Below are 23,178 nucleotides of genomic sequence, written 5' to 3'. Positions count from 1 at the left end.
AGCGCTTGACGGGCATCCATGCCCGTCACCTCCCTCCGCAAGGCCTGCGTTCGGCCTCCTGAAGTCGCGAAGATCAAGATCAAGATCAAGATCAAGATCAAGATCAAGATCAAGATCAAGATCAAGAGCAAGAGCAAGAGCAAGAGCAAGAGCAAGAGCAAGAGCAAGAGCAAGAGCAAGAGCAAGAGCAAGAGCTGGGCTGGCGGGCAGCTGCGCATTTCTCAAGCGGTGCTTGGACCGCGTCGCGCTATGCGCGACAATGGCGATCATTTTCGGAGCCCCCCATGACCGATTTCACCCCCGACGCCATCCTCGATGCCACCGGCCTGAACTGCCCGGAACCGGTGATGATGCTGCACCAGCACGTGCGCGACCTGGCCGCCGGCGGCCTGCTCAAGGTTATCGCCACCGACCCGTCGACCCGCCGCGACATCCCCAAGTTCTGCAACTTCCTCGGCCACGAACTGCTGCAGCAGCAAGAAGACGCCGGTACCTTCCTGTACTGGATTCGCAAGAAAGCCGACTGAAGCGCTCTGGAACACGCCCGACGTTGCGCCTACACTGCGTTCCCCAGACAGGAGAGCGCCATGCTGATAGTTGCCGACGAGAACATCCCGCTGCTCGATGCCTTTTTCCAGGGTTTCGGTGAAATCCGCCGTTACCCCGGCCGAAGTCTCGATGCCGCCAGCGTCAAGGACGCCGATATCCTGCTGGTGCGCTCGGTAACCAAAGTCGACCGCCAGTTGCTCGAAGGCAGCCGCGTACGCTTTGTCGGCACCTGCACCATCGGTACCGATCACCTGGACCTGGACTACTTTGCCGAAGCCGGCATTTGCTGGAGCAGTGCGCCGGGCTGCAATGCCCGCGGTGTGGTCGACTACGTGCTGGGCAGCCTGTTGACCCTGGCCGAGCTGGATGGCGCGGCACTCCCCGAGCGGGTGTATGGCGTGGTGGGCGCGGGTGAAGTGGGTGGCCGCCTGGTGCGGGTGCTGCACGGCCTGGGCTGGAAGGTGCTGGTGTGCGATCCGCTACGCCAGGCCGCCGAGGGCGGCAACTACGTCAGCCTCGAAACCATCGTGCAACAGTGCGATGTGATCAGCCTGCATACCCCGTTGCAGCGCGATGGCGAGCACCCGACCTGGCACCTGTTAGGCCAGGCGCAGCTGGCGCAGTTGCGGCCGGGTGCCTGGCTGATCAACGCCAGCCGTGGTCCGGTGGTGGACAACGCCGCCCTGCGCGAGCTGCTGCTGGACCGTGAAGACGTGCACGCAGTGCTGGACGTGTGGGAGGGCGAGCCACAGGTCGACCTGCAACTGGCCGACCTGTGCACATTGGCCTCACCGCACATTGCCGGCTACAGCCTCGACGGCCGCCAGCGTGGCACGGCGCAGATCTACCAGGCGCTGTGCCGGTTCCTGGGTGTGGACGAGCAGGTGCAACTGGCCGACTTGCTGCCCCGACCGCCGCTGGCGCAAATCGAACTGGATGCCAGCACTGACCCGGCCTGGGCCTTGGCGACCCTGTGCCGCGCGGTGTACGACCCACGCCGCGACGATGCCGACTTCCGCCGCAGCCTGAGTGACGACCCGCAGCAGCAGCGTGCGGCGTTCGACCAGCTGCGCAAGCAATACCCGCCGCGGCGCGAGATCGAAGGGTTGGCAGTGCGCTTGCGTGGGGAGTCGCCGCAGTTGGCGCAGCTGGTGAGTGCCTTGGGGGCGGAGTTGGTCTGACAAGCTCGCAATTCCCCCAGGTTTTTACAGCCCCTGTAGGAGCGGCGTACAGCGGCTGTCAGGCAATAAAAACCCGGCGCAGGCGCCGGGTTGCAAAAAAATCTGATCAACCTTTGTGTACGCGCTCGACCCGGCTTTCTTCCAGGGCCTTGCAGGCCTGCTGGATCATCTGCTCGGTAATTGGCACTTCGCGCCCCTTGCCGTCGATGATCGAACCGCATGCCTGGGGTGGCGGGGTGGTCTGAGGCTTCTGGTTGTCACTGCCATGCTGCAAGCTCATGCACTGTCTCCTCTTCAGGTTCAAGTTCAGGGTAGCCCTGCGCCGTGACTGGGCTGTGACAGCTTCTGTGTCACGGCAGCAACAGTCCAACAGAAACCCTGTGAAAGCTCCATCATCTGTTTAGACCGATGCGTTATAGCAACCTGCATGCATTCCCCCTGCCGGATGAGTGGTAGTCTGCGGTTTCCCCGCCATCGTAGCCGCCGCCATGCCCGATTCGGTTTCCCCTCGCCAACGCCGAGCCTTGCGCCTGGCCTGGCAGTTCGTTCGTCCCTACCGTCGACAGGTGCTGCTGGCCTTGTTGGCCCTGGTGGTTACCGCCGCCATCACGCTGTCCATGGGGCAGGGCATCCGCCTGCTGGTAGACCAGGGCTTCATGACCCGCTCGGCGCACCAGCTCAACCAGACCATCGGCCTGTTCCTGCTGCTGGTGCTGGCCCTGGCGGTGGGCACCTTCAGCCGTTTCTACCTGGTGTCGTGGATTGGCGAGCGTTGCGTGGCCGATATCCGTCGTGCCGTGTTCGACCACCTGATCGGCCTGCACCCCGGCTTTTTCGAAGACAACCGCAGTTCCGAGATCCAGTCGCGGCTGACCGCCGATACCACCTTGCTGCAATCGGTTATCGGCTCATCGCTGTCGATGTTCCTGCGCAACGCGCTGATGGTCATTGGTGGTGTGGTGCTGTTGTTCATCACCAACCCCAAGCTCACCAGCATCGTGGTGGTGGCCTTGCCGCTGGTGCTGGCACCGATCCTGCTGTTTGGTCGCAGGGTGCGCAGCCTGTCGCGCCAGAGCCTGGATCGGGTGGCCGATGTGGGCAGCTACGTGGCCGAGACCCTGGGGCAGATCAAGACGGTACAGGCCTACAACCACCAGACGCATGACCGCGAACGGTTCGCCGACACGGTCGAAGCCGCCTTTGGCGTGGCCCGCAAGCGGATTGCCCAGCGTGCCTGGCTGATTACCCTGGTGATCGTGCTGGTGCTGGGGGCAGTGGGGGTGATGCTGTGGGTCGGCGGCATGGATGTGATCGCCGGGCGTATCTCCGCAGGCGAACTGGCGGCGTTCGTGTTCTACAGCCTGATCGTCGGTAGCGCGTTCGGCACCCTCAGTGAGGTGATCGGCGAGCTGCAACGTGCAGCGGGTGCGGCCGAGCGCATTGCCGAGCTTTTGGCGGCGCGCAGTGCGATCCTGCCACCCACCGTGGCGCAGGCGCTACCGCAGCAGCGGGCCAGTGGACGTATCGAGTTGCAGCAGTTGGTGTTCGCCTACCCGTCACGGCCCTCGGTGGCAGCGGTCGATGGCCTGAGCCTGGTTATCGAGCCCGGGCAGACCGTGGCCTTGGTGGGCCCCTCGGGGGCGGGCAAGTCGACCCTGTTCGATTTGTTGCTGCGCTTTTACGACCCACAGCAAGGGCGCATCCTGCTCGATGGCCTGCCGGTGACCGAGCTGGACCCCGACCAGTTGCGCCGCCAGTTCGCCCTGGTGGCGCAAAACCCCTCACTGTTTCGCGGAACGGTGGAGGCCAACATCCGTTATGGCCGGCCCGATGCGACCCTGGCCGAAGTCGAAGCAGCGGCGCACGGTGCCCATGCCGACGAATTCATCCGGCAGCTACCGCAAGGCTACCAGACGCCCTTGGGCGAGGGTGGCATCGGCCTTTCTGGCGGGCAACGCCAGCGCCTGGCGATTGCCCGGGCGTTGCTGGTGGATGCACCGATCCTGCTGCTGGACGAGGCCACCAGCGCGCTCGACGCGCAGAGCGAACACTTGATCCAGCAGGCGTTGCCCAGCCTGATGGCCGGGCGTACCACGCTGGTGATCGCCCATCGGCTGGCCACGGTGCAGCATGCCGAGCGCATTGCGGTCATCGACAAGGGCCGGGTGGTGGCGGTGGGTACCCACCGCCAGCTGGTCGAGGAAAGCCCGCTGTATGCGCGGCTGGCGGCCTTGCAATTCACCAGCGGCTAATGCGTCGCGAGTTTGTAACAATTTTGTAGCAATTGCCTGAGAGTATCTGGCTCAACTGTTGCGTAAGTGCTCGACCTGGCTGCCATTGCTTGATGGCAGCTTTTTTTTGGCCTGCCAACAAGGACATGGAATGTCTTACCTGGTGTTGCGGATGCGCGCCATTCCTTTCCTTCCGGTTTCGAGATCCACGATGTTGCGTAAATCCCTCAGAGTGCAAATTCTCTCGCTGCTCGGCGGCAGCCTGGTGGCGATGCTGTTGATCGCCCTGGTGTGTTTCCAGTTTTTGTCGTCCAGCGTGCGCGGTTATGCCGAGCTGGTGGAGGGGCCGCTGCGGGCCTCGCAATTGATCGATGAAGCCAACCTGCAGTTCAAGATCCAGGTGCAGGAATGGAAGAACGTGCTGTTGCGCGGGCGCCAGCCGGCTGAGATGGACAAGTACTGGCAGCAGTTTCAGGCTCGCGAACAGCAGGTGCAACAACTGCTCGGGCAACTGATCGACAGCAGCGACGCCAGGCTCAAGGCGCCGTTGCAGCAACTGCGTGACAGCCATCGGCAGTTGGGCCAGGCCTATGCGCAGGGCCGTCAGGCCTTCCTTGCCGCCGGTGGCGACCCGGTAGCCGGCGACCTGGCGGTGAAGGGTGTAGACCGCGCCGCCAGTGAGCAGATGAGCGAACTGGTCGAGCAACTGCGTGCCGACGCCCGCCAGCGTGCGGCCAGCATCAACGCCAGTGCCGAACGCACGGTATGGCTGGGCTTGCTGGTGATGCTGGCCTCGGCGTTACTGGTGGGGCTGTTCAGCCTGTGGCTGGTCAACCGCAGCCTGATCGAGCCGATCCGCCAGTTGATCGAGTACGTCGCGCAGCTTAGCCAGGGCCGTTTTGCCGCCCGCGTGGACAGCCGCCGCGAGGACGAACTGGGGCGCCTGGCGCGGGCGGCCAACACCTTGCGCGACTTTCTCGCCGACACCGTCGGCCGGCTGAAGGACAATGCCCAGGAGCTGGAAGGTGCCAGTGGCCAGTTGCGCAGCATTGCCGGCGACATGGCCCGCGGCACCCATGACCAGTTCCAGCGCACCGACCAGGTGGCCACGGCCATGCACGAGATGTCTGCCACCGCCCAGGAAGTGGCCCGCCATGCTGCTGAAGCTGCCCGCGCAGCGGATGACGCCGACCACAGTGCCCAGGCGGGTGAGCAGGTGATGCAGCAGACCATCGATATCATTGGCGTGGTCAACCGCGAAATCGCCGGCACGGCTGCGGTAATCCGCGACCTGGAACACGACAGCACGCGCATCGGCAAAGTGCTCGAAGTGATCCGCGGTATTGCCGAGCAAACCAACCTGCTGGCGCTGAACGCGGCCATCGAAGCGGCCCGTGCCGGCGAGGCCGGGCGTGGCTTTGCGGTGGTGGCCGATGAGGTGCGCAGCCTGGCCCAGCGCACGGCAGCCTCGATTGCCGAGATCCATCAGATCATCGAAGCGGTGCAGTCAGGTGCGGTTGAAGCGGTCAAGGCCATCGAAAGCGGCCAGCAGCGAAGCGAAGAGGGGGCCGAGCAGGTGCAGCAGGCCGGGCAGATGCTGCAACGCATCACCCAGGCGGTAGAGGCGATCCGCGACATGAACCGGCAGATCGCCACGGCGGCCGAAGAACAGACCAGCGTGGCCGAAGACATTTCGCGCAACCTGATCGAAATCACCCGCATTGCCACGGCCAACCAGGAGTCGGTGCAGCACACCGAGCAGGCGGGGCAACGCCTGCATGGGTTGTCCGGGCAGCTGGGCGAAGTAACCTCGCGCCTGAGCGCCTGACACTTTTCAGGGGCAACAAAAAGCCCGCGCAAGGCGGGCTTTTTGAAAAGGATCTGGTCGGAGAGACAGGATTCGAACCTGCGGCCTTCTCGTCCCGAACGAGACGCGCTACCTGGCTGCGCTACACTCCGATGAACAAAATCCTACTGCATCCCGTTTTCGCCCACAAGCCCTTGTTGTTATAGGGGCCTTTGCCAAAACAGGTGCTTGATCAGAGCTCTTTGACGGTGCGGATCTGGTCCTTGTTCAGGCGCGTGCGCTTACCGTCGAGTTGCTCGAATTCGTAGAAACCGGAGTCTTCGTCGAAGGAGGGTTTATCCGTTGCCTGGATCTCCCGGCCATCGTTCAGGGTGATGACGGTAGGGGTCGAGCAGCCAGCGAGGGCGCCCAGGCCCAAGGCTAGCAGGAAGGCGGGTAGGGTCCGTTTGATCATCGTGTTTCTCCAAGTGCGATGGTGCTAGATGACATTTATGACGCAGGACATTAGTGTAAGTTCACTCCAAGTGCAGCATAGCGACAAATCTGTCTTCTTGATCCAGGGCAAGGCTGATGGCGCAACGCCGGGCAAAGGTACGCTGTGATATAACTGCGGCCATCTCATCCTGTTGTGACGGACACCCATGAAAGCCAAGGCAGATACCCCCTTCGTGGCGCTGAACATCGCCGTGCTGACGGTCAGCGACACTCGCACCTTCGACACCGACACCTCTGGCCAGCTGTTCGTCGACCGCCTGAGCGCAGCGGGCCACCGCCTGGCCGAGCGCGTACTGCTGAAAGACGACCTGTACAAGATCCGCGCCCAGGTCGCCACCTGGATTGCCGATGACTACGTGCAGGTGGTACTGATCACCGGTGGCACCGGCTTTACCGGCCGTGACAGCACGCCCGAGGCGGTGGCCTGCCTGCTGGACAAGCAGGTCGAAGGCTTTGGCGAGCTGTTCCGGCAGATTTCCGTGGCCGACATCGGCACCTCCACCGTGCAGTCGCGCGCCCTGGCCGGGTTGGCCAACGGCACCTTGGTGTGCTGCCTGCCGGGCTCGACCAATGCGGTGCGCACCGGCTGGGACGGCATCCTGGCGGAGCAGCTCGATGCACGCCATCGCCCATGCAACTTCGTGCCGCACCTGAAGCAGGCAGCGGCCTGTGACAGCCGTGGCTGAGGCTAGCCAGGCCCGGCCATTGATGCCGGTGGAGCAAGCCCTGGAGCAACTGCTGGCGCTGGCCGAAGCGGCGCCGATCCGTGACACCGAGAACCTGCCGTTGGCCGAGGCCGAGGGCCGCGTGCTGGCCACTGACCTGGTGGCCTCGCTCGACCTGCCGCCCTGGCCGAACAGTGCCATGGACGGCTATGCCTTGCGCAAGGCCGACTGGCAGGGCGAGCCACTGCCGGTCAGCCAGAGGATCTTCGCCGGCCATGCGCCGCAGCCCCTGCAGCCGGGCACCTGCGCGCGCATCTTCACCGGGGCGCCAGTGCCTGAAGGTGCCGATTGCGTCGAGATGCAGGAAAACACCGAAGTGGCCGAAGACGGTCGGGTGCGCTTTCTCGAGCCCTTGCATGCCGATCAGAACATCCGCCCTCAAGGCCAGGAGACCCGCAAGGGCGAGCAGGTGATGAGCGCCGGCACCCGGCTGGGGCCTATCGAACTGGGCCTGGCGGCGACCCTGGGCCACGGCCGACTGGACGTGGTGCGCAAAGTGCGGGTGGCGGTGCTGTCCACGGGTGACGAACTGGTCGAGCCCGGCCTGCCGCTGGGGCCGGGGCAAATCTACAACAGCAACCGCCGGCTGCTGGTCAGCTGGTTGCAGCGGCTGGGCTGCGACGTGGTCGATGCAGGCATCCTGCCTGATGATTTGGCGCTTACCCGCGCCTGTTTGGCCTCGCTTGGCGACGTTGATCTGATCTTGTCTACCGGTGGTGTCTCGGTGGGCGAGGCCGATTACCTGGGTGCAGCCCTACGCGAGGCGGGCGAGCTGGCCTTGTGGAAGCTGGCGATCAAGCCGGGCAAGCCACTCACCTTCGGCCACTTCCAGGGCGTACCGGTGATCGGCCTGCCGGGTAACCCGGCCTCTACCCTGGTCACTTTTGGCCTGCTGACCCGGCCCTATCTGTTACGTCGCCAGGGCGTGGGCGATGTCACGCCGCTGCGCTTCGACATGCCGGCAGGCTTTGACTGGCCCAAGGCCGGCACGCGGCGCGAGTACCTGCGTGCACGCATCGAGCAGGGCCAGGTGCGTATCTACAAGAACCAGAGCTCCGGCGTGCTGCGCAGCGCGGCGTGGGCCGAAGGTTTGGTGGAAGTGCGAGAGGGCAGCACGCCGAAACAGGGCGACAGCGTGCCGTTCATTCCCTTCAGCGAGCTACTTGGCTGAGCGGCCCAGCCAGGCACTGCCCAGCGGCGCGGCGTCCGCCGGCGCTGCCTGGGCCAGGCGCATGTGCACGTTCTCCAGTTGCTGGGCGGCCACGCTCCAGTCGTGGCGTTGGCGGGCGAACTGGCGCCCGGCAGCGCTCAACTGGCTCATGCGCCAGGGCTGGTTGAGCAGTTGGGTGATCAGCAGGGCCAACTGGTCGCCGTCATCACTGCCCAGATAGTGCTCGCCGTTGTTTGCGGTCAGGCCCGATACGCCTTTGCCGGTGGTGATCACCGGTAGGCCTGCGGCCATGGCCTCCAGGATTTTTACCTTGGAGCCCCCGGCATAGCGCAGCGGCGCGAAGAACAGTGCCGAACGCTTTTGCAGCTCACGCAGGTCAGGGCGGTAGCCAAACCATTCGATGCGCGGGTCGTTCCAGTGCAGTTTCCAGCTGGCCGGCAGGGCATGCCCGGCTATTGCCAGGCGCACAGCCGGGTTGCTCATCCACACCTGCGGCATGATATCTTCCAGCGCCCACTCGATGGCCTCGAGGTTGGCGCCATATTCGAAGTTGCCGACGAACAGCAGGCGCTGGCTGTGTAACGCGGGCTCCACGTGCTGGTAGAAGTCACAATCCACACCGTTGACCACCACATTCACCGGTCGCCCGCTGATCTGCGCGATCAGCTCGGCGTCGTGGGCGCTGACTGCCACCAGCTCGGTGGGCTGGCATAGCACCCGCTGTTCCCAGCGCCGGTAGCGCCAGCGGTCGAAGGCGTTGAGTGGGCGCAGCCACAGGGGCAGCCGGTCATGGCAGGCACCGCCCATCACCGACTCGAGCGTGTGTTCGCTGAGCATGTAGGGCAACCCGCGGGCTTGCAGAGCCTTCTCGAACGGTTGAAAACTGTAGCTGTGCTCGATCTGGATCACGTCCCAGGGTTCGTCCAGCAATTGCTCGAAACGGTGCCGCAGGCAAGGGGACAGGCCGTTGATGATGGCCCGCATGGGGTAGTCGATGATGGGCGAAGCCAATAAGTTCAGCGGGCTGTGCAACGGCCGACGGGGCATTACGATCAGGCGTTCGAGCAGTGGCTCCAGGGCTTCGCGGGCTGTATCGCTGAGGGGGATTTTCGACTGCGCCAACAGGGTAATGCGGTGGCCCTGCTGTGCCAGTGCGCGCATCAGGTGGTATTGCCGGGTTTTGCTACCGCTGGTGGTCGGCCAGGGTAGGTAGGGCAGTGTCCAGAGAATGCGCATGACCCGGAATCCTCGTGAAAGGCCGCGGATGAAAAGACGCGCCCATCGGCAGTGTGCTGAACACCACTGCCGGGGCGCGTCCATGGCTAGGGTTTCGAGCCCGGCAAACAGAAGTCAAAAGGCTGACTTCCCAGGTAGCTGTGTTTGCCTAGGTCAAAAACTTGTCAAAAGTTCATTTTCTGAGCATAGCGCGCATTGTCGGGTGTGGGAAAAAGACCACGCTGGCTTCGGTATTTTTTTGTGGGCATGCAACGATCGGTGAGCGGGCATGGTCGAGATCTGGGTCGGTCAACTTCACGGAGAAGCGCGATGCAAAGGCGCAAGGCAATGCTGATCCTCCATGGCAAGCAGGCGATGAATGAAGCGCTGCGCAGCGCCGTTTGCGACCTGCGCGATACCGGCTGGGTGCTGGATGTGCGTGTCACCTGGGAGGCGGGTGACGCGCAGCGCCTGGTCGGCGAGGCGCTCGCGGCGGGCTACAGCCATATCGTCGCAGGCGGTGGCGACGGCACTTTACGGGATGTGGCCGAGGCCATGGGCCTGGCAGATGCCGAGGCCAGCCTGGCGCTGTTGCCGCTGGGCACGGCCAACGATTTCGCCAAAGCCGCCGGCATACCCCTGGAGCCTGCAGAGGCACTGGCGCTGCTGAATACACCGGCGCAGGCTATCGACCTGGGCCAGGCCGGCGACCAGTTGTTCCTCAACATGGCCACGGGCGGGTTTGGTAGCCAGGTCACCGCCAACACCTCCGAAGACCTGAAGAAGGTGCTGGGTGCTGCGGCCTACCTGTTTACCGGGTTGTCGCGCTTCAGCGAGCTGCAGGCAGCCTCGGTGGAACTGCAAGGGCCTGACTTCCAGTGGCAAGGGAGCCTGCTGGCGCTGGGTATCGGCAATGGTCGCCAGGCGGGCGGCGGGCAAGTGCTGTGCCCTGAGGCGGTGGTGAATGACGGCTTGCTCGACATCGCCATCCTGCCAGCGCCGCAAGAGGTAGTCGGGGCACTGCGCGACCTGTTGGCCGGTGACGGGCTTTTCGTCCGCGCCAGGTTGCCCTGGGTCGAGATCAAGAGCGCGCAGGGCCTGGACATCAACCTCGATGGCGAGCCGTTGCAGGCCGGCAACCTGCGCTTTCAGGCCAAGCCTGGCGCGTTACACCTGCACCTGCCGGCCGGGTCGCCGCTGCTTAGTCATCCAGGCTGATGATTTTCTCGCGTACAGCGAACAGCACCAGGCCGGCCACATCATGAATCTGCAGGCGCTTCATGATTTGCGAGCGGTGGGTTTCCACGGTCTTGATCGACAGGCCCAGGCCCGCGGCGATTTCCCGGGTGGACTTGCCGCGCACGATCAGGCGCAGGATTTCCAGTTGTCGCGCAGTGAGGTTATGCCGTTCGCCAGTCGCTTGGTTGCCCTGCTTGGTGTGCCGTAGGGCCTGGTTGATGACGGTGTGGGCAATGGCCGGGCTGAGGTAGCGCTCGCCGTTGCGCACTGCGCTCAGGGCCTGCTCCAGCTCGGTGGCGCTGGTGTCCTTGAGCAGGTAGCCGTGGGCGCCGCTTTCCAGGGCCCGCATGATCAGGTCAGGGTCGGTGTGCATCGACAGGATCAGCACCTTGCATGTACTTGCGCTTGCCCGCAGTTGGGTGAGGGCGTCCAGGCCGCTGGTCGACCGCATGGAGATGTCCAGCAAGACGATGTCGGGCGCCAGCGCGCGCACCTGTTCGAGCAGTTGGCTGCCGTCGTCGGCTTCACCGATCACGTCATAGCCGGGGATGTCGCAGACCAGTGCGCGCACACCGGCGCGGATCAGCGAGTGGTCGTCAACCAGCAGCAGTCTACAGGTCATGGGTGGCCTTGCTCCCGGCGCGTTGCTGGGTACGCGCAGGCCACGGGAACACCGCCTCGATACGCGTACCCAAGCCGAGCTGGCTGGTGATGTCGAGGCTACCCTGCAAGGCGGTGACCCGCTCCTGCATGCCAGCCAGGCCGCGCTGGCCTGCGTCGGCCGGGTGCCGTGCCGGGACGAAACCACGGCCATCGTCGTGGATCGACAACGCCAGCCCCTCAGGGGTGCGCTGCAGCTGGATGATCAGGTTATCTGCCTGGGCGTGGCGCAGCATGTTGGTCACGGCCTCCTGGGTAATGCGAAACACCGCCATGGCCACAGCTTCGTCGATGCCGCCCAGGCGCTGGTTGCACGCCAGGCTCCAGTGCACGCTGCTGCTGGCCAGGGTGCGCACCAGGTGCGCGCGCAGGCTGGCTTCCAGGCCCAGGCTGGCCAATTGCCGAGGGTTGAGCAGGGCGGACACGTCGCGTACGTTGTCCAAGGTGTCATCCAGCGTGCTGCGCAGGGTGTTGCAGTGGCCTTGCAGCTCGTCGGGCATGCGCCTTTGCAGCCACTGCAGCTGCAGCTTGGCGGCAGTGAGCAGCTGGCCGATGTCGTCGTGCAGTTCCCGGCCCAAGTGCTGGCGCTCGTCTTCCTGGACCTTGAGCATGCGCTCGGCCAGTTCTGCCGGGCGCAGGCTGATCGACTTGGCGCTCAGGCCCAGGTAGACGACGGTGCCCAGCGTAGCGACCAGTTGCAGCACCAGCAGGCTGGCCGGGGCTGCCTGGTTGGCCAGGTACAGCATCAGGTTGGCGACCAGCGAGGCCACGCATAACGCGGCCGTCACCCAACGCAGCAGGGCAACGCGGGAGCAGCAACGCAAAGAAGTCTTCAAGCGTGGAAGCATAGGTAGGGAAGCCACTGAAGTATTGCTGATGGAGGCCTTGCACAATGCTGCTCAGAGGCTTTGGCGCAGTACTTTCGATATTTTTTTGAGCACGTGATCGTTCAACCTTTATTCAGGTTGCAAGCGTTTATGGGGGCGCATATTACCACTTCGCACTGTATCGGTCGCGGCGGGGTAATGCCTTGAAACGCCTGCGGGTCGGGCACTGGCGAGTGGCAAAGTGCCACCCATTGATCGCGCATTACGTACTTGTAGTGCAACTAGCGCGTTAGAGATTCATCTTGGCCCCCGAAAACTTGGCTAACTTCCCTAGTTCGATCTTTGTGGGGCATGAACGAACGTGCTTAGTTGCACTTCGTGTCAGGTTAATACGGTGGGTTCCACCGGCCTGTGCCTGTGCCGCGTGCCACTGGAGCGTGCGGGTGGATGCACACGCTGCCGTGCTCGTCGCAGGAGGTACAGGCTTGCGCAAACGGTTGCTTCACGACCTTGGCCAGGTCGCTGAGCAGCACCAGTTGCTCGCCGATGTCCAGGTTCAGCCGCCCGGTACGGGTATCGACCAGTTCCAGTTGCCAGGCCAGCAAGGTAAGGCAGGCCCCTAGCGCGGGCAGGGCTTCACGTTGCAGGCAGCCGCGGTGACAGGCGGGGGCAAGCAACTGATGCAGGGCATTGGTGTAATGGGCGACTTCACGCAGGCCCAAGCGTGTAGCCTGCCTGGCAAGGCTCTCGAGGGTGTTGTCCAGGCAGCGGCAGGCATCTGGATCATTGTCGATCAGTTCCAGATGCTGCAGACACTCCTGGGCCTGGGTCAGCAAGACCTGGGCATCCAGCAGATAACCCTGCAGGGCGTCATCGAACGATAAGGCAGTGTCCATGATCAGGTCCCCGCGCGTAGGGCAGGCGCAGGGGGCGGGCACGCCGAAACGATAGCTAGCAAAAGCCTGACTCCATTCATGCATTGAGAATGGCGTCACATTAATGGCTAAAGGATATCGCGAACATCAGGTTGCACCCGATTGCAGGTAGGGGTTTCCCTGATATCGAGCTCAGGTGGGGAACTTTTGTCGCGCTGCTGATTTGCCGTGTAATGCCCGCAGTAAAGCATGATGGTAAAGTGATATCAATTGCCTTCACGGCATTTTCCCGCAAGGGTCAAGGTGCGCGTGAAGCCGCCGATACAGGGTGGATGCTTACACTTTTTTGACTCAAGCCTGGGGGTTTTCCAATGGCTGGCATTCTCGACACAGTAGACCAACGCACGCAACTGGTGGGTGAGAACCGCCTGGAAATTCTGATGTTTCGCCTGGCCGGCCGCCAGTTGTTCGCGATCAACGTGTTCAAGGTGCAGGAAGTGCTGCAACTGCCTAAGTTGACCCTGATGCCCCAGCGCCACGCCTTCGTCTGCGGGGTGGTCAACCTGCGCGGCCAGACCCTGCCAGTGATCGACCTGTCCCAGGCGATCGGCATGCGCCCGCTGCAGCCGGGGCCGGACAGCACCATCATCGTCACCGAGTACAACCGGTCGGTGCAGGCCTTCCTGGTGGGTGGTGTCGACCGTATCGTCAACATGAACTGGGAGTCGATCATGCCGCCGCCTGCCAGCGCGGGTCGCCAGCATTACCTGACCGCCATCACCAAGGTGGATGAAAAGCTGGTGGAGGTGATCGACGTGGAGAAGGTGCTGGCTGAGATTGTGCCGTACAACGCCCGGGTCTCCGGTGAGAAGCTCGCCGACCCGGTGCTGGCCCGTGCCCGCGGGCGCGAGGTGCTGCTGGTGGACGACTCCAGTGTGGCTCTGGCGCAATTGCGTGACACCCTGTCCCAGTTGGGGGTGAAGCTGCACGTGGCCAGTGACGGCCTGAAGGCGCTGCGCATGCTCAAGGGCTGGGCCGATGCGGGCGAGGATGTGTGCGAAAAGCTGCTGATGGTGTTCACTGACGCCGAAATGCCGGAAATGGACGGCTACCGGCTGACCACCGAGATTCGCAGCGATGCCCGTTTGCGCCAGCTCTACGTCGTGCTGCACACCTCGCTGTCGGGCAGCTTCAATGAATCCATGGTGAAGAAGGTGGGTTGCGACAACTTCCTGTCCAAGTTCCAGCCTGATCGCCTGGTCGATGTGGTCAAGCAACGCCTGCTGCTGGATACTGCCACTGCGTGATCGCCGGGCCAGCCAGGTATAAGCTTGGCTTTTGGCATGACGCGAGGCGGCAGGGATGTTTCTCAGTGAGTTGTATCGATACCCGGTGAAGTCGGGCCAGGCGCAAAGCTTGCAGGCATCACGGGTGGGGCTGTTGGGGTTGCAGGGTGACCGGCGCTGGATGGTGGTCGAGGAAGAAACTGGACGCTTCCTGACCCAACGGGCCTGGCCACAACTTGGCCAGATCGACGCGCGTGATGACGACAACGGCCAGTTACTGCTGCAGGCGCCCGGGCTTGTGCCGTTGCGGGTGCCTGTACCTGCAGGCGATGACGGCCTGCGTGGCGTGACGATCTGGCGCGACACCCTGCGCGTGCCCGACGCTGGCGACGCAGCAGCGGCCTGGTTGAGCGCGTTGCTAGGCAAGGCCGTACGGCTGGTGCACTGCCCGGAGCAGCGCGCGCGTTACCTGCCCAATGGCTATGGCTACAACAGTGACCGGGCGGCGTTTCCCGACGGCTTTCCCTTGCTGCTGATTGGGCAGGGCTCGCTCGACGAGCTTAACCGGCGTATTGGCCGGCCCATGGAAATGCTGCGCTTTCGACCGAACCTGGTGGTGCAAGGGGCAGAACCGTTTGCCGAGGATGGCTGGAAGCGGATTCGCATTGGCAGCCTTGAATTTCGCGTGCTAAAGCCCAGTGTGCGGTGCATCTTCACGACCATCGACCCGGCCACCGGGGAGCGCAGTGCCGACCGCGAGCCGATGGCAACCCTCAAGACCTTCCGCGAGAAGGAGGGGGATGTGCTGTTCGGGCAGAACCTGGCGGTGGATGGCAGTGGGTGGCTTGAACCAGGAATGCAGGTGGAAGTTCTGAAGTGAATGTGCTGCCTGAACCGGCCCTATCGCCGGTTCAGGTTCAGCTGGCCTTACATGTCATCGAAATACCGCTCATGCCAATCCACCAGCGGCTGCGGCGAATTCAGCTTCTGCCCGTAGATCACCGAATAAGACAGCACGTTCTGTACATACTGGCGTGTTTCGTCGAACGGGATCGATTCAACCCACACATCGAAGCTCAGGTGCTTGGCGCCTTTCAGCCACTGCCGCACGCGGCCGGGCCCGGCGTTGTAGGCCGCCGAGGCCAGCACCCGGTTGCCGTTGAACTGGCTGTGCACCTGGCTCAGGTAGGCCGCGCCCAGCTGGATGTTCTTGTCCGGGTTCAGCACCTGCGCCGGTGATGCCAGCGGGATGCTGAACTTGCGCGCGGTCTCTTTGGCCGTGGCCGGCATCAGCTGCATCAGGCCGCTGGCACCCACCGGCGAGCGCGCATCCTCCATGAATGCACTTTCCTGGCGGGTGATGGCGAATACCCAGCTCGAATGCAGGCCGCGGACCTTGGCTTCGCGCACCAGGGTGTCGCGGTGGGCCATCGGGAAGCGGATGTCCAGGTCGTCCCAGTATTGCGCCTGGCTGATGGTGCGGATGGCCGGGAAGTACCAGCGCAGGTCGTAGCCCAGGCGTGCCTGGGCAACCATCTCGTCGCGGGTGAAATGGCGGCTGACGTGGTACCACTCGCGGCGGCCCTCGACGATCTGGCCACGGGCGTGGAATTCCAGTGCACGCTGGATGCCGGGCGTGTTGCGCACCTTCTTGACCAGTTGCGGGCTTAGCAGCAGCGGCTTGTTGTTCAGCTGGTATGGCGTCTGTGCCCGGTCGGCAGCGAGGAAGCCATAGAAGTCGCGCTCACGTGCCACGGTCTTGTACAGCAGCGGGATCTGCGGGTTGTTCGGCTGGGCCAGCTCCAGGCTGCGTGCCTGCCAGTATTTCCAACGGCTGCTGCTGGCCAGGTCCTGGGGCAGGCGCTTGGTCAGCTCGTAGGCGTCTTCCCAGCGGCCCAGGCGCAGCAGCAGGCGCAGGCGCCATTCGCTGACGGTGTTGTCGCGCAGTTCGGGGTCGTAGCGGGTCATCAGGTCGAGCGCGCGCGGGTCGTAGCGGCGAGCCAGGGTCAGGCCGATTTCGCGGGCGATGGCCACCTTCTCGTTGCGAGAGAAGTGCATGCGCTGGGCATAATCGTCGAGCAGTGCCATGGCCCGCTCCGGATCCTGCCGGGCCAGGCGGCGCAGGCCGAGGCTGACGACATCGGACATGGCTTCGTTGACCGGGGTAAAGCGCGATGGCTGGTTGAGCAGCTCTGGCTTTTGCGCCACGTCGACCAGAAGGCGCCCCTGAGGGCCGAGGGTGGTCAGGGTCTTGACCAGGTTGTTGGCCAAAGCGTAGTTGCGCGCCTGGGCCGCCAGCTTGGTGCGTTCCCAGCGCTTGGCCTCGGTCAACTGGCCTTCGGCCGCCCACATGCCGAACAGCGTGTCGCAGGCGGCAGGTTGCGACTTCCCGACGTTCCACAATTTGTCAGCTGTGGCATAGCCCTCGGCGCGCAGGCCATGGCTGAGCTGATACTGGCCGTTGAGGCAGTCCAGTTCGGTGAAATTGAGCTTGGGGTCGTAGTATTTGACGAAGGTGTCCCATTCGCCGCGTTCGGCCAGCCAGCGTAGCCAGCGCAGTTTCATCCAGTTGGCCTGGGGCAGGTCGCCATGCTTGGCGAGAAAGCCTTCGATCTCCTGGTTGCTGGCGCTTTTGAGGCGGGCGGTAAGCTCGTCGTAGGCCAGGTAAGGTGTCAGCGGGTAGTCGCTCAGGGCTTGCGCATAGCGCAAGTACGGGCCTTTGTCGCCTTTGGCCAGCGCACGCTTGGCCTCGTCGTAGTACTGGCGTTGCTGGGTGAGGTCGGAGGCCTGCGCTGCGCAGGTGGCAGCGGTGAGCAGCAGGCATGATGCAATGTGTAACAGGCGGCTGCGCATGATACGTCCGGGCAGTAGAACCATGGGGAAGTGACGGCGGAGCCAGCACTGTTGGAAGCAATTGCCTTAGCTTAGCTGTTTGCCGGCGGCGGGTGAAAGCACTGTGCTTGTATCGGGATATTAACTTCGACCAGATGTCGCAAAGCGCTCGTCGGGTGGCCAAGCGGATGCCGTCGAGGGCCAAGTCAGGTAGAATGCGCGCCCGATTTATGGAGACCAACATGACCCTGCTCAAATTCAGCGATGTGTCCCTCGCATTCGGCGCCATGCCGCTGCTGGACAAAGTGTCCTGGCAGATCGCTCGTGGTGAGCGGGTGTGCATCATCGGCCGCAACGGTACTGGCAAATCCAGCATGCTGCGCCTGGTCAAGGGCGAGCAGAAGGGCGACGACGGTGAAGTCTGGCGTGCCCCGGGCCTGAAGATCGGCGAGCTGCCGCAGGAACTGCCGGTGGCCGACGATCGCACGGTCTTCGATGTGGTGGCCGCAGGCCTGGATGGCGTCGGTGAGTTGCTGGCACAGTTCCATCACCTGAGCATGAATATCCAGAACGACGAAGACCTGGAAAAGCTCATGCACGTCCAGCACGAGCTGGAAGCCCGGGATGGCTGGCGCCTGCAGCAAGTGGTGGAAAGCACCCTCAGCCGCCTGCAGTTGCCGGCCGACAAGACCCTGGCCGAGCTGTCCGGTGGCTGGCGCCGCCGTGTGCTGCTGGCCCAGGCGCTGGTGTCCGAGCCCGACCTGCTGCTGCTCGACGAGCCTACCAACCACCTGGACATCGGTGCCATTGCCTGGCTCGAAGAGGCCCTGCGCAGCTTTAACGGCGCGGTCCTGTTCATCACCCACGACCGGTCCTTCCTGCAGAACCTGGCCACCCGCATCCTTGAACTGGACCGTGGCGGCCTGATCGACTGGAACGGTGACTACGCCAGCTTCCTGGTGCACAAAGAGGCCGCACTGGCCGCCGAAGAAACCGCCAACGCGCTGTTCGACAAGCGCCTGGCCCAGGAAGAAGTGTGGATCCGCCAAGGCATCAAGGCCCGCCGCACCCGTAACGAAGGCCGCGTGCGTGCGCTGAAAGCCTTGCGCGTGGAGCGTGGTGAGCGCCGCGAACGCCAGGGCAAGGCCAACATCCAGATCGAGTCGGCAGAAAAATCCGGCAAGCAGGTGATGGTGCTGGAAAACGTCAGCTTCCATCACGCCGGCGGGCCAATGCTGGTCAAGGACTTTTCCATGGTCCTGCAGCGCCAGGACCGTATCGGCCTGCTGGGCGCCAACGGCACCGGCAAGACCACCTTGCTCAAGCTGATGCTCGGCGGCCTGGAACCCACGTCGGGCAAGGTCGAGAGCGGCACCAAGCTGGAAGTCGCCTACTTCGACCAGATGCGCCACCAGCTCGAGCTGGAAAAGACCGTGATCGACAACCTGGCCGAAGGCCGTGACTTCATCGAGATCGACGGCCAGAACCGCCACGTGCTGAGCTACCTGGGCGACTTCCTGTTCAGCCCGCAGCGTGCCCGCACGCCGGTCAAGGCATTGTCGGGTGGCGAGCGTGCGCGCCTGTTGCTGGCCAAGCTGTTCAGCAAGCCGGCCAACCTGCTGGTGCTCGACGAACCGACCAACGACCTGGACGTTGAAACCCTCGAACTGCTCGAAGAAGTGCTGTCCAACTACAACGGCACCGTGCTGATGGTCAGCCACGACCGGGCCTTCCTCGACAACGTCGTCACCAGTACCCTGGTGTTCGAAGGCGAGGGCAAGGTGCGTGAGTACGTCGGCGGCTACGAGGACTGGATTCGCCAGGGTGGCTCACCGAAGCTGCTGGGCGTGACCGAGAGCAAAGGCGGCAAGTCGGCGCTCAACAGCGCAGTGGTGGAGAAAGTCGAGGACAAGCCCGCGCCAGTTGCTGCGCCGGTGGCGGAAGAAGCTTCGAAGAAGAAGCTCAGCTACAAGCTGCAGCGTGAGCTGGAGATGCTGCCAGGGCAGATCGACCAGGTTGAGCAGCGCATGGCTGAGGCTCAGGAAGAAGTGAATGCGGCTGGCTTCTACCAGCGGCCGATTACTGAAACTTCCGCAGTGCTGGCCAAGATCGAGAAGCTCCAAGGTGAGCTGGATGCGCTGGTAGAGCGCTGGGCCGAGCTGGAAGGCTGATAGGCGTCAGCCTGGGCTGGCCCTATCGCCGGCAAGCCAGCTCCCACAGGTACACCACAGGTTTCAAGCTTTGTGGTATCCCTGTGGGAGCTGGCTTGCCGGCGATAGGGCCGGGGCAGGTTAAGTCATTCCTTCTTCTGCAACCGCACCGCCAGTACATCGCACGGCGCACCGTGCAGCACGTCATTGGCCGTGGAACCCAGCAGCAAAGCCAGGCCATGGCGGCCATGGCTGCCGACCACGATCAGGTCGCACTTCTGGTCCTTGGCCAGTTGGTGGATTTCCTGACGCGGCTGGCCGTAGGTCAGGTGTGAGTCGCCACGGTTGATCTCAGGGTATTTGTTGAACAGGCGGTCCATGCGCTCCTTGGCCTGGTCGAACTGTTGCTGTTGCAACTGCGACAGGTCCATGGGCACGTCACCGCCGAATGCCATGGCCATCGGCTCGACGATGTGAACCAGGGACACCTTGGCGCCTGAGGGCTCGGCGAGCTTCATGGCACGCTTGATCACCGGGTCGCATTCTTCGGTCAGGTCGACGGCGACCAACAAATGTTCATATTGCATGAGCGGTACTCCTGGCAATCGCGATAGAAGAAGTATGGTCGCTTTCGGGCGGGTCTTCCGTGAAAAATGGCTAACCAGCTCATTTGCAACGCTTTATGGGAACTACTGATATGACGGTATTGCTGGTGGTGTCAATCCTTGCGCTGATTCTCAGCCCGCTTTCCTGGCTGCGCGGCTCGCGCAAGCAGAGCGAGCAGATGAAGCTGCGCCTGGAGGCACGGCGAATGGGGCTGGGTATGCAGCTGGCGCCGCAGCAATGGCCGCACTGGCTCGAAAAGGAGCCGCCAAGCCCTTGCCCGCAGTACCATCGGGCACGGCGTCGGGGGCACGAAGACAGCTTCAGCTTCTGGCAGATCAGCCCGGGGGTATGGTGGAACCAGTGGCGTGAGCCCTGCGAAGATCCACGCTTCATTGAGCCTCTGGCGCGCTTGCCGGCGAGCGTCTACAAGGTCGAAGCCGATGCGCGGATGATCGCCCTGTACTGGACTGAACGGGGCGATACGGCTGTGTTGCAGGATGTTGCCTACGTCCTCGAAACCCTGGCTTGAACCCCGGGGCCACCTCGTACCTGTAGGAGCAGCCTTGTGCTGCGAAGAGGCCGATACGCCCGGAACACCTCTATCAGGCATACCGGCCGCTTCGCAGCACAAGGCTGCTCCTACAGGTACGGCGTAGGCGTTCAGGGCTTTAAACGACAAAGCGGCGGCTTGGCAGAACCCTGAAGGGGTGGGGTGCCAAGTCGCCGCTTTGCGTTCTGCTGCGCAGAAAAGGCCAGGCAGGCCGGGTATTCATTCAAGCAGGTGGCAGTGTAGCCGCCTTGGGTTGCCGCGCAAGTCGAAAGTCGCAGCGTTATTCAATCGGCCGTGGTCAATCGCTGACATGAATGGTCGGCGATCACTGTCATCATGTTTTGTACCCAGACGATACAAAGTGACTGGAAAGTCGCGTTTTCGCCGTGCTCGTGAGCATTTGACAACGCCGATCTTTTCGGAGAATGTGTGCACACCCAAATCAAACGGGCGTATGAATTGAGCGTTTGTATGTCATGACGCCAAGCCATACTTCCGACTAGCGCGCTGACGGGTGTGCCTGGGGCAGGGCAGCTAGGCCTGCTTCTGCTGCAGCGATCGGCGTGTACAGTTCAGCTTCCATATCGTGGAGATCAGTTGATGATTTACGAAGGTAAAGCCATCACGGTTAAGGCTCTTGAAAGTGGCATCGTCGAGCTCAAGTTCGACCTCAAGGGTGAGTCCGTCAACAAGTTCAACCGCCTGACCCTGAACGAGCTTCGCCAGGCCGTCGATGCCATCAAGGCCGACGCCTCGGTCAAGGGCGTTATCGTCAGCAGTGGCAAGGACGTGTTCATCGTCGGCGCCGACATCACCGAGTTCGTCGACAACTTCAAGCTGCCCGAGGCCGAACTGGTCGCCGGCAACCTGGAAGCCAACCGCATCTTCAGCGCCTTCGAAGACCTCGAAGTGCCGACCGTTGCGGCCATCAACGGCATCGCCCTGGGCGGCGGCCTGGAGATGTGCCTGGCCGCCGACTACCGGGTCATGTCCACCAGCGCCAAGATCGGCCTGCCAGAAGTCAAGCTGGGCATCTACCCCGGCTTTGGCGGCACCGTACGCCTGCCGCGCCTGATCGGTTCGGACAACGCTGTCGAGTGGATCGCCTCCGGCAAGGAAAACCGTGCCGAAGACGCCCTGAAAGTGGGTGCCGTCGACGCCGTGGTCGCCCCTGAGTTGCTGCAGGCCGGTGCCCTGGACCTGATCAAGCGCGCCATCAGTGGCGAGCTGGACTACAAGGCCAAGCGCCAGCCCAAGCTGGAAAAGCTCAAGCTCAATGCCATCGAGCAGATGATGGCCTTCGAGACCGCCAAGGGCTTCGTTGCCGGCCAGGCCGGCCCGAACTACCCGGCCCCGGTCGAAGCCATCAAGACCATCCAGAAAGCCGCCAACTTCGGCCGCGACAAGGCCTTGGAAGTCGAAGCAGCAGGCTTTGCCAAGCTGGCCAAGACGTCGGTTGCCGAAAGCCTGATCGGCCTGTTCCTGAACGACCAGGAACTCAAGCGCAAGGCCAAGGCGCATGACGAGATCGCCCATGACGTGAAGCAGGCCGCCGTGCTCGGTGCCGGCATCATGGGTGGCGGCATCGCTTACCAGTCGGCGGTCAAAGGCACCCCGATCCTGATGAAGGATATCCGCGAGGAAGCCATTCAGCTGGGCCTGAACGAAGCCTCCAAGCTGCTCGGCAACCGCGTCGACAAGGGCCGCCTGACCCCGGCCAAGATGGCCGAGGGGCTCAACGCCATTCGCCCGACCCTGTCCTATGGCGATTTCGCCAATGTCGACATCGTCGTCGAAGCCGTGGTCGAGAACCCGAAAGTGAAGCAGGCCGTGCTGGCCGAGGTGGAAGGCCAGGTGAAAGAGGATGCGATCCTTGCGTCCAACACCTCGACCATCTCCATCAACCTGCTGGCAAAAGCGCTCAAGCGCCCGGAAAACTTCGTCGGCATGCACTTCTTCAACCCGGTGCACATGATGCCGCTGGTGGAAGTGATCCGTGGCGAGAAGTCCAGTGAAGTGGCGGTCGCCACCACCGTGGCCTACGCCAAGAAAATGGGCAAGAACCCGATCGTGGTCAACGATTGCCCGGGCTTTTTGGTCAACCGCGTGCTGTTCCCGTATTTTGGCGGCTTTGCCAAGCTGGTCAGTGCCGGTGTCGACTTCGTGCGCATCGACAAGGTCATGGAAAAATTCGGCTGGCCGATGGGCCCAGCCTACCTGATGGACGTGGTCGGCATCGACACCGGCCACCACGGGCGTGACGTGATGGCCGAAGGCTTCCCGGACCGCATGAAGGACGAGCGCCGCTCGGCCGTCGACGCGCTGTACGAGGCGAACCGCCTGGGCCAGAAGAACGGCAAGGGCTTCTATGCCTACGAAACCGACAAGCGCGGCAAGCCGAAGAAAGTCTTCGACGCCGCCGTACTGGACGTGCTCAAGCCAATCGTGTTCGAACAGCGCGAAGTCACCGACGAAGACATCATCAACTGGATGATGGTCCCGCTGTGCCTGGAGACCGTGCGCTGCCTGGAAGACGGCATTGTCGAAACCGCTGCCGAAGCCGACATGGGCCTGGTGTATGGCATTGGTTTCCCTCCCTTCCGCGGTGGTGCGCTGCGTTACATCGACTCGATCGGTGTGGCCGAATTCGTCGCCCTGGCCGATCAGTACGCCGATCTGGGGCCGCTGTACCACCCGACTGCGAAGCTGCGTGAAATGGCCAAGAACGGCCAGCGCTTCTTCAACTGAGCGGTCAACGAGCTAGAGCGAGAGATTTGAT

At 63.2% G+C, this 23,178-nt stretch carries 21 protein-coding genes, 1 tRNA gene and 1 pseudogene; 14 read left to right on the top strand and 9 right to left on the bottom strand.

Going from position 1 to position 23,178, the window contains the following annotated elements; genetic code table 11:
* Nucleotides 1-18: 18 nt before the first annotated feature.
* From SB756_RS24515 to pdxB, 3 genes are read left to right on the top strand one after another with little or no spacing between them, the layout of a single operon-like run.
* Nucleotides 19-288: a hypothetical protein gene (locus SB756_RS24515; RefSeq protein WP_410912256.1), complete on the top strand. Its 270-nt coding sequence runs from the start codon at nucleotides 19-21 to the stop codon at nucleotides 286-288.
* On the top strand, nucleotides 285-527 hold the full coding sequence (gene tusA / locus SB756_RS24510) for a sulfurtransferase TusA (RefSeq protein ID WP_016500764.1): 243 nt from the start codon (nucleotides 285-287) through the stop codon (nucleotides 525-527). The genes SB756_RS24515 and tusA overlap by 4 nt, the downstream gene beginning before the upstream one ends.
* A 60-nt stretch (nucleotides 528-587) precedes the next feature.
* Nucleotides 588-1,730 (top strand): 4-phosphoerythronate dehydrogenase PdxB, encoded by a 1,143-nt coding sequence (pdxB, locus tag SB756_RS24505; protein WP_341798033.1) that lies wholly within the window; start codon nucleotides 588-590, stop codon nucleotides 1,728-1,730.
* A 106-nt stretch (nucleotides 1,731-1,836) separates the two neighbouring features.
* Here the strand turns inward: pdxB and SB756_RS24500 are convergent, their stop codons facing one another.
* Entirely contained in the window at nucleotides 1,837-2,010 is a 174-nt protein-coding gene (locus tag SB756_RS24500; RefSeq protein ID WP_193393751.1) for a PA1571 family protein, read from the bottom strand.
* Between the two features lie 208 nt (nucleotides 2,011-2,218).
* Between SB756_RS24500 and SB756_RS24495 the strand changes: the two genes are divergently transcribed.
* The 3 genes and pseudogenes from SB756_RS24495 to SB756_RS24485 all read left to right on the top strand — a co-directional run bounded on the left by SB756_RS24495 (nucleotide 2,219) and on the right by SB756_RS24485 (nucleotide 5,789).
* Entirely contained in the window at nucleotides 2,219-3,982 is a 1,764-nt protein-coding gene (locus tag SB756_RS24495) for an ABC transporter transmembrane domain-containing protein (protein ID WP_410912253.1), read from the top strand.
* A 130-nt stretch (nucleotides 3,983-4,112) separates the two neighbouring features.
* A pseudogene (locus SB756_RS24490) lies at nucleotides 4,113-4,856 on the top strand (methyl-accepting chemotaxis protein); the annotation flags it as partial.
* Between the two features lie 165 nt (nucleotides 4,857-5,021).
* Entirely contained in the window at nucleotides 5,022-5,789 is a 768-nt protein-coding gene (locus SB756_RS24485) for a methyl-accepting chemotaxis protein (protein ID WP_410458097.1), read from the top strand.
* Between the two features lie 54 nt (nucleotides 5,790-5,843).
* Here the strand turns inward: SB756_RS24485 and SB756_RS24480 are convergent.
* Nucleotides 5,844-5,920: transfer RNA gene (locus tag SB756_RS24480), tRNA-Pro, on the bottom strand.
* A gap of 80 nt (nucleotides 5,921-6,000) precedes the next feature.
* Complete coding sequence (locus SB756_RS24475; protein WP_016485624.1) at nucleotides 6,001-6,222, bottom strand: YgdI/YgdR family lipoprotein; 222 nt, start codon at nucleotides 6,220-6,222, stop codon at nucleotides 6,001-6,003.
* A 187-nt stretch (nucleotides 6,223-6,409) separates the two neighbouring features.
* On the opposite strand from SB756_RS24475, the gene moaB reads away from it, so the two are divergent.
* Nucleotides 6,410-6,949, top strand: coding sequence for a molybdenum cofactor biosynthesis protein B (gene moaB, locus SB756_RS24470; protein ID WP_341798037.1), 540 nt, complete (start codon nucleotides 6,410-6,412; stop codon nucleotides 6,947-6,949).
* On the top strand, nucleotides 6,933-8,159 hold the full coding sequence (gene glp / locus SB756_RS24465; RefSeq protein WP_016500758.1) for a gephyrin-like molybdotransferase Glp: 1,227 nt from the start codon (nucleotides 6,933-6,935) through the stop codon (nucleotides 8,157-8,159). The genes moaB and glp overlap by 17 nt, the downstream gene beginning before the upstream one ends.
* On the opposite strand, the gene SB756_RS24460 is transcribed toward glp, so the two are convergent.
* Nucleotides 8,148-9,395, bottom strand: coding sequence for a glycosyltransferase family 4 protein (locus SB756_RS24460; protein ID WP_341798039.1), 1,248 nt, complete (start codon nucleotides 9,393-9,395; stop codon nucleotides 8,148-8,150). The genes glp and SB756_RS24460 overlap by 12 nt on opposite strands.
* Nucleotides 9,396-9,704: 309 nt before the next feature.
* Here SB756_RS24460 and yegS point away from each other — a divergent pair, with 309 nt between their 5' ends.
* Nucleotides 9,705-10,592, top strand: coding sequence for a lipid kinase YegS (yegS, locus tag SB756_RS24455; protein ID WP_341798040.1), 888 nt, complete (start codon nucleotides 9,705-9,707; stop codon nucleotides 10,590-10,592).
* Here the strand turns inward: yegS and SB756_RS24450 are convergent.
* The 3 genes from SB756_RS24450 to SB756_RS24440 all read right to left on the bottom strand — a co-directional run bounded on the left by SB756_RS24450 (nucleotide 10,576) and on the right by SB756_RS24440 (nucleotide 12,996).
* Entirely contained in the window at nucleotides 10,576-11,235 is a 660-nt protein-coding gene (locus SB756_RS24450; RefSeq protein WP_341798041.1) for a response regulator transcription factor, read from the bottom strand. The genes yegS and SB756_RS24450 overlap by 17 nt on opposite strands.
* On the bottom strand, nucleotides 11,225-12,121 hold the full coding sequence (locus SB756_RS24445) for a sensor histidine kinase (protein ID WP_341798042.1): 897 nt from the start codon (nucleotides 12,119-12,121) through the stop codon (nucleotides 11,225-11,227). Before SB756_RS24445 ends, SB756_RS24450 begins: the two co-directional genes overlap by 11 nt.
* Nucleotides 12,122-12,486: 365 nt before the next feature.
* Nucleotides 12,487-12,996: a histidine kinase gene (locus SB756_RS24440; RefSeq protein WP_341798043.1), complete on the bottom strand. Its 510-nt coding sequence runs from the start codon at nucleotides 12,994-12,996 to the stop codon at nucleotides 12,487-12,489.
* A 350-nt stretch (nucleotides 12,997-13,346) separates the two neighbouring features.
* Here SB756_RS24440 and SB756_RS24435 point away from each other — a divergent pair, with 350 nt between their 5' ends.
* Entirely contained in the window at nucleotides 13,347-14,282 is a 936-nt protein-coding gene (locus SB756_RS24435) for a chemotaxis protein CheV (protein WP_341798044.1), read from the top strand.
* A gap of 55 nt (nucleotides 14,283-14,337) precedes the next feature.
* A complete protein-coding gene (locus tag SB756_RS24430) occupies nucleotides 14,338-15,141 on the top strand; it encodes an MOSC domain-containing protein (RefSeq protein WP_410912249.1) in 804 nt (267 codons plus the stop codon).
* Between the two features lie 47 nt (nucleotides 15,142-15,188).
* Here the strand turns inward: SB756_RS24430 and SB756_RS24425 are convergent, their stop codons facing one another.
* Nucleotides 15,189-17,114 carry a transglycosylase SLT domain-containing protein gene (locus SB756_RS24425; RefSeq protein ID WP_341798046.1) on the bottom strand — a complete coding sequence of 642 codons (1,926 nt, stop codon included), beginning with the start codon at nucleotides 17,112-17,114 and terminating at the stop codon, nucleotides 15,189-15,191.
* 221 nt (nucleotides 17,115-17,335) lie between these two features.
* On the opposite strand from SB756_RS24425, the gene SB756_RS24420 reads away from it, so the two are divergent.
* Nucleotides 17,336-19,264, top strand: coding sequence for an ATP-binding cassette domain-containing protein (locus SB756_RS24420; RefSeq protein WP_410912247.1), 1,929 nt, complete (start codon nucleotides 17,336-17,338; stop codon nucleotides 19,262-19,264).
* Nucleotides 19,265-19,389: 125 nt separating this feature from the next.
* Here the strand turns inward: SB756_RS24420 and SB756_RS24415 are convergent, their stop codons facing one another.
* Nucleotides 19,390-19,830 carry a universal stress protein gene (locus tag SB756_RS24415; RefSeq protein ID WP_016500748.1) on the bottom strand — a complete coding sequence of 147 codons (441 nt, stop codon included), beginning with the start codon at nucleotides 19,828-19,830 and terminating at the stop codon, nucleotides 19,390-19,392.
* Nucleotides 19,831-19,940: 110 nt separating this feature from the next.
* On the opposite strand from SB756_RS24415, the gene SB756_RS24410 reads away from it, so the two are divergent.
* Together SB756_RS24410 and fadB are read left to right on the top strand one after the other, a co-directional pair.
* Entirely contained in the window at nucleotides 19,941-20,378 is a 438-nt protein-coding gene (locus SB756_RS24410; RefSeq protein ID WP_016500747.1) for a hypothetical protein, read from the top strand.
* Between the two features lie 621 nt (nucleotides 20,379-20,999).
* The gene (fadB, locus tag SB756_RS24405; RefSeq protein WP_410912245.1) at nucleotides 21,000-23,147 is read left to right on the top strand and encodes a fatty acid oxidation complex subunit alpha FadB; all 2,148 of its coding nucleotides are present in this window, start codon (nucleotides 21,000-21,002) and stop codon (nucleotides 23,145-23,147) included.
* The last annotated feature ends 31 nt before the right edge of the window (nucleotides 23,148-23,178 follow it).

This window comes from Pseudomonas sp. SIMBA_068, assembly GCF_046534705.1.
In the GTDB taxonomy this organism is placed as follows: domain Bacteria; phylum Pseudomonadota; class Gammaproteobacteria; order Pseudomonadales; family Pseudomonadaceae; genus Aquipseudomonas; species Aquipseudomonas putida.
The sequence above is the reverse complement of the archived record's forward strand: the minus strand, read 5'-3'. Positions and strand labels throughout refer to the sequence as shown.

Bases quoted from the DNA above. Each gene is read 5' to 3' on its own strand.
- SB756_RS24515 (WP_410912256.1), top strand. From the start codon at position 19: ATGCCCGTCACCTCCCTCCGCAAGGCCTGCGTTCGGCCTCCTGAAGTC.
- tusA (WP_016500764.1), top strand. From the start codon at position 285: ATGACCGATTTCACCCCCGACGCCATCCTCGATGCCACCGGCCTGAAC.
- pdxB (WP_341798033.1), top strand. From the start codon at position 588: ATGCTGATAGTTGCCGACGAGAACATCCCGCTGCTCGATGCCTTTTTC.
- SB756_RS24500 (WP_193393751.1), bottom strand. From the start codon at position 2,010: ATGAGCTTGCAGCATGGCAGTGACAACCAGAAGCCTCAGACCACCCCG.
- SB756_RS24495 (WP_410912253.1), top strand. From the start codon at position 2,219: ATGCCCGATTCGGTTTCCCCTCGCCAACGCCGAGCCTTGCGCCTGGCC.
- SB756_RS24485 (WP_410458097.1), top strand. From the start codon at position 5,022: ATGGCCCGCGGCACCCATGACCAGTTCCAGCGCACCGACCAGGTGGCC.
- SB756_RS24475 (WP_016485624.1), bottom strand. From the start codon at position 6,222: ATGATCAAACGGACCCTACCCGCCTTCCTGCTAGCCTTGGGCCTGGGC.
- moaB (WP_341798037.1), top strand. From the start codon at position 6,410: ATGAAAGCCAAGGCAGATACCCCCTTCGTGGCGCTGAACATCGCCGTG.
- SB756_RS24460 (WP_341798039.1), bottom strand. From the start codon at position 9,395: ATGCGCATTCTCTGGACACTGCCCTACCTACCCTGGCCGACCACCAGC.
- yegS (WP_341798040.1), top strand. From the start codon at position 9,705: ATGCAAAGGCGCAAGGCAATGCTGATCCTCCATGGCAAGCAGGCGATG.
- SB756_RS24450 (WP_341798041.1), bottom strand. From the start codon at position 11,235: ATGACCTGTAGACTGCTGCTGGTTGACGACCACTCGCTGATCCGCGCC.
- SB756_RS24445 (WP_341798042.1), bottom strand. From the start codon at position 12,121: ATGCTTCCACGCTTGAAGACTTCTTTGCGTTGCTGCTCCCGCGTTGCC.
- SB756_RS24440 (WP_341798043.1), bottom strand. From the start codon at position 12,996: ATGGACACTGCCTTATCGTTCGATGACGCCCTGCAGGGTTATCTGCTG.
- SB756_RS24435 (WP_341798044.1), top strand. From the start codon at position 13,347: ATGGCTGGCATTCTCGACACAGTAGACCAACGCACGCAACTGGTGGGT.
- SB756_RS24430 (WP_410912249.1), top strand. From the start codon at position 14,338: ATGTTTCTCAGTGAGTTGTATCGATACCCGGTGAAGTCGGGCCAGGCG.
- SB756_RS24425 (WP_341798046.1), bottom strand. From the start codon at position 17,114: ATGCGCAGCCGCCTGTTACACATTGCATCATGCCTGCTGCTCACCGCT.
- SB756_RS24420 (WP_410912247.1), top strand. From the start codon at position 17,336: ATGACCCTGCTCAAATTCAGCGATGTGTCCCTCGCATTCGGCGCCATG.
- SB756_RS24415 (WP_016500748.1), bottom strand. From the start codon at position 19,830: ATGCAATATGAACATTTGTTGGTCGCCGTCGACCTGACCGAAGAATGC.
- SB756_RS24410 (WP_016500747.1), top strand. From the start codon at position 19,941: ATGACGGTATTGCTGGTGGTGTCAATCCTTGCGCTGATTCTCAGCCCG.
- fadB (WP_410912245.1), top strand. From the start codon at position 21,000: ATGATTTACGAAGGTAAAGCCATCACGGTTAAGGCTCTTGAAAGTGGC.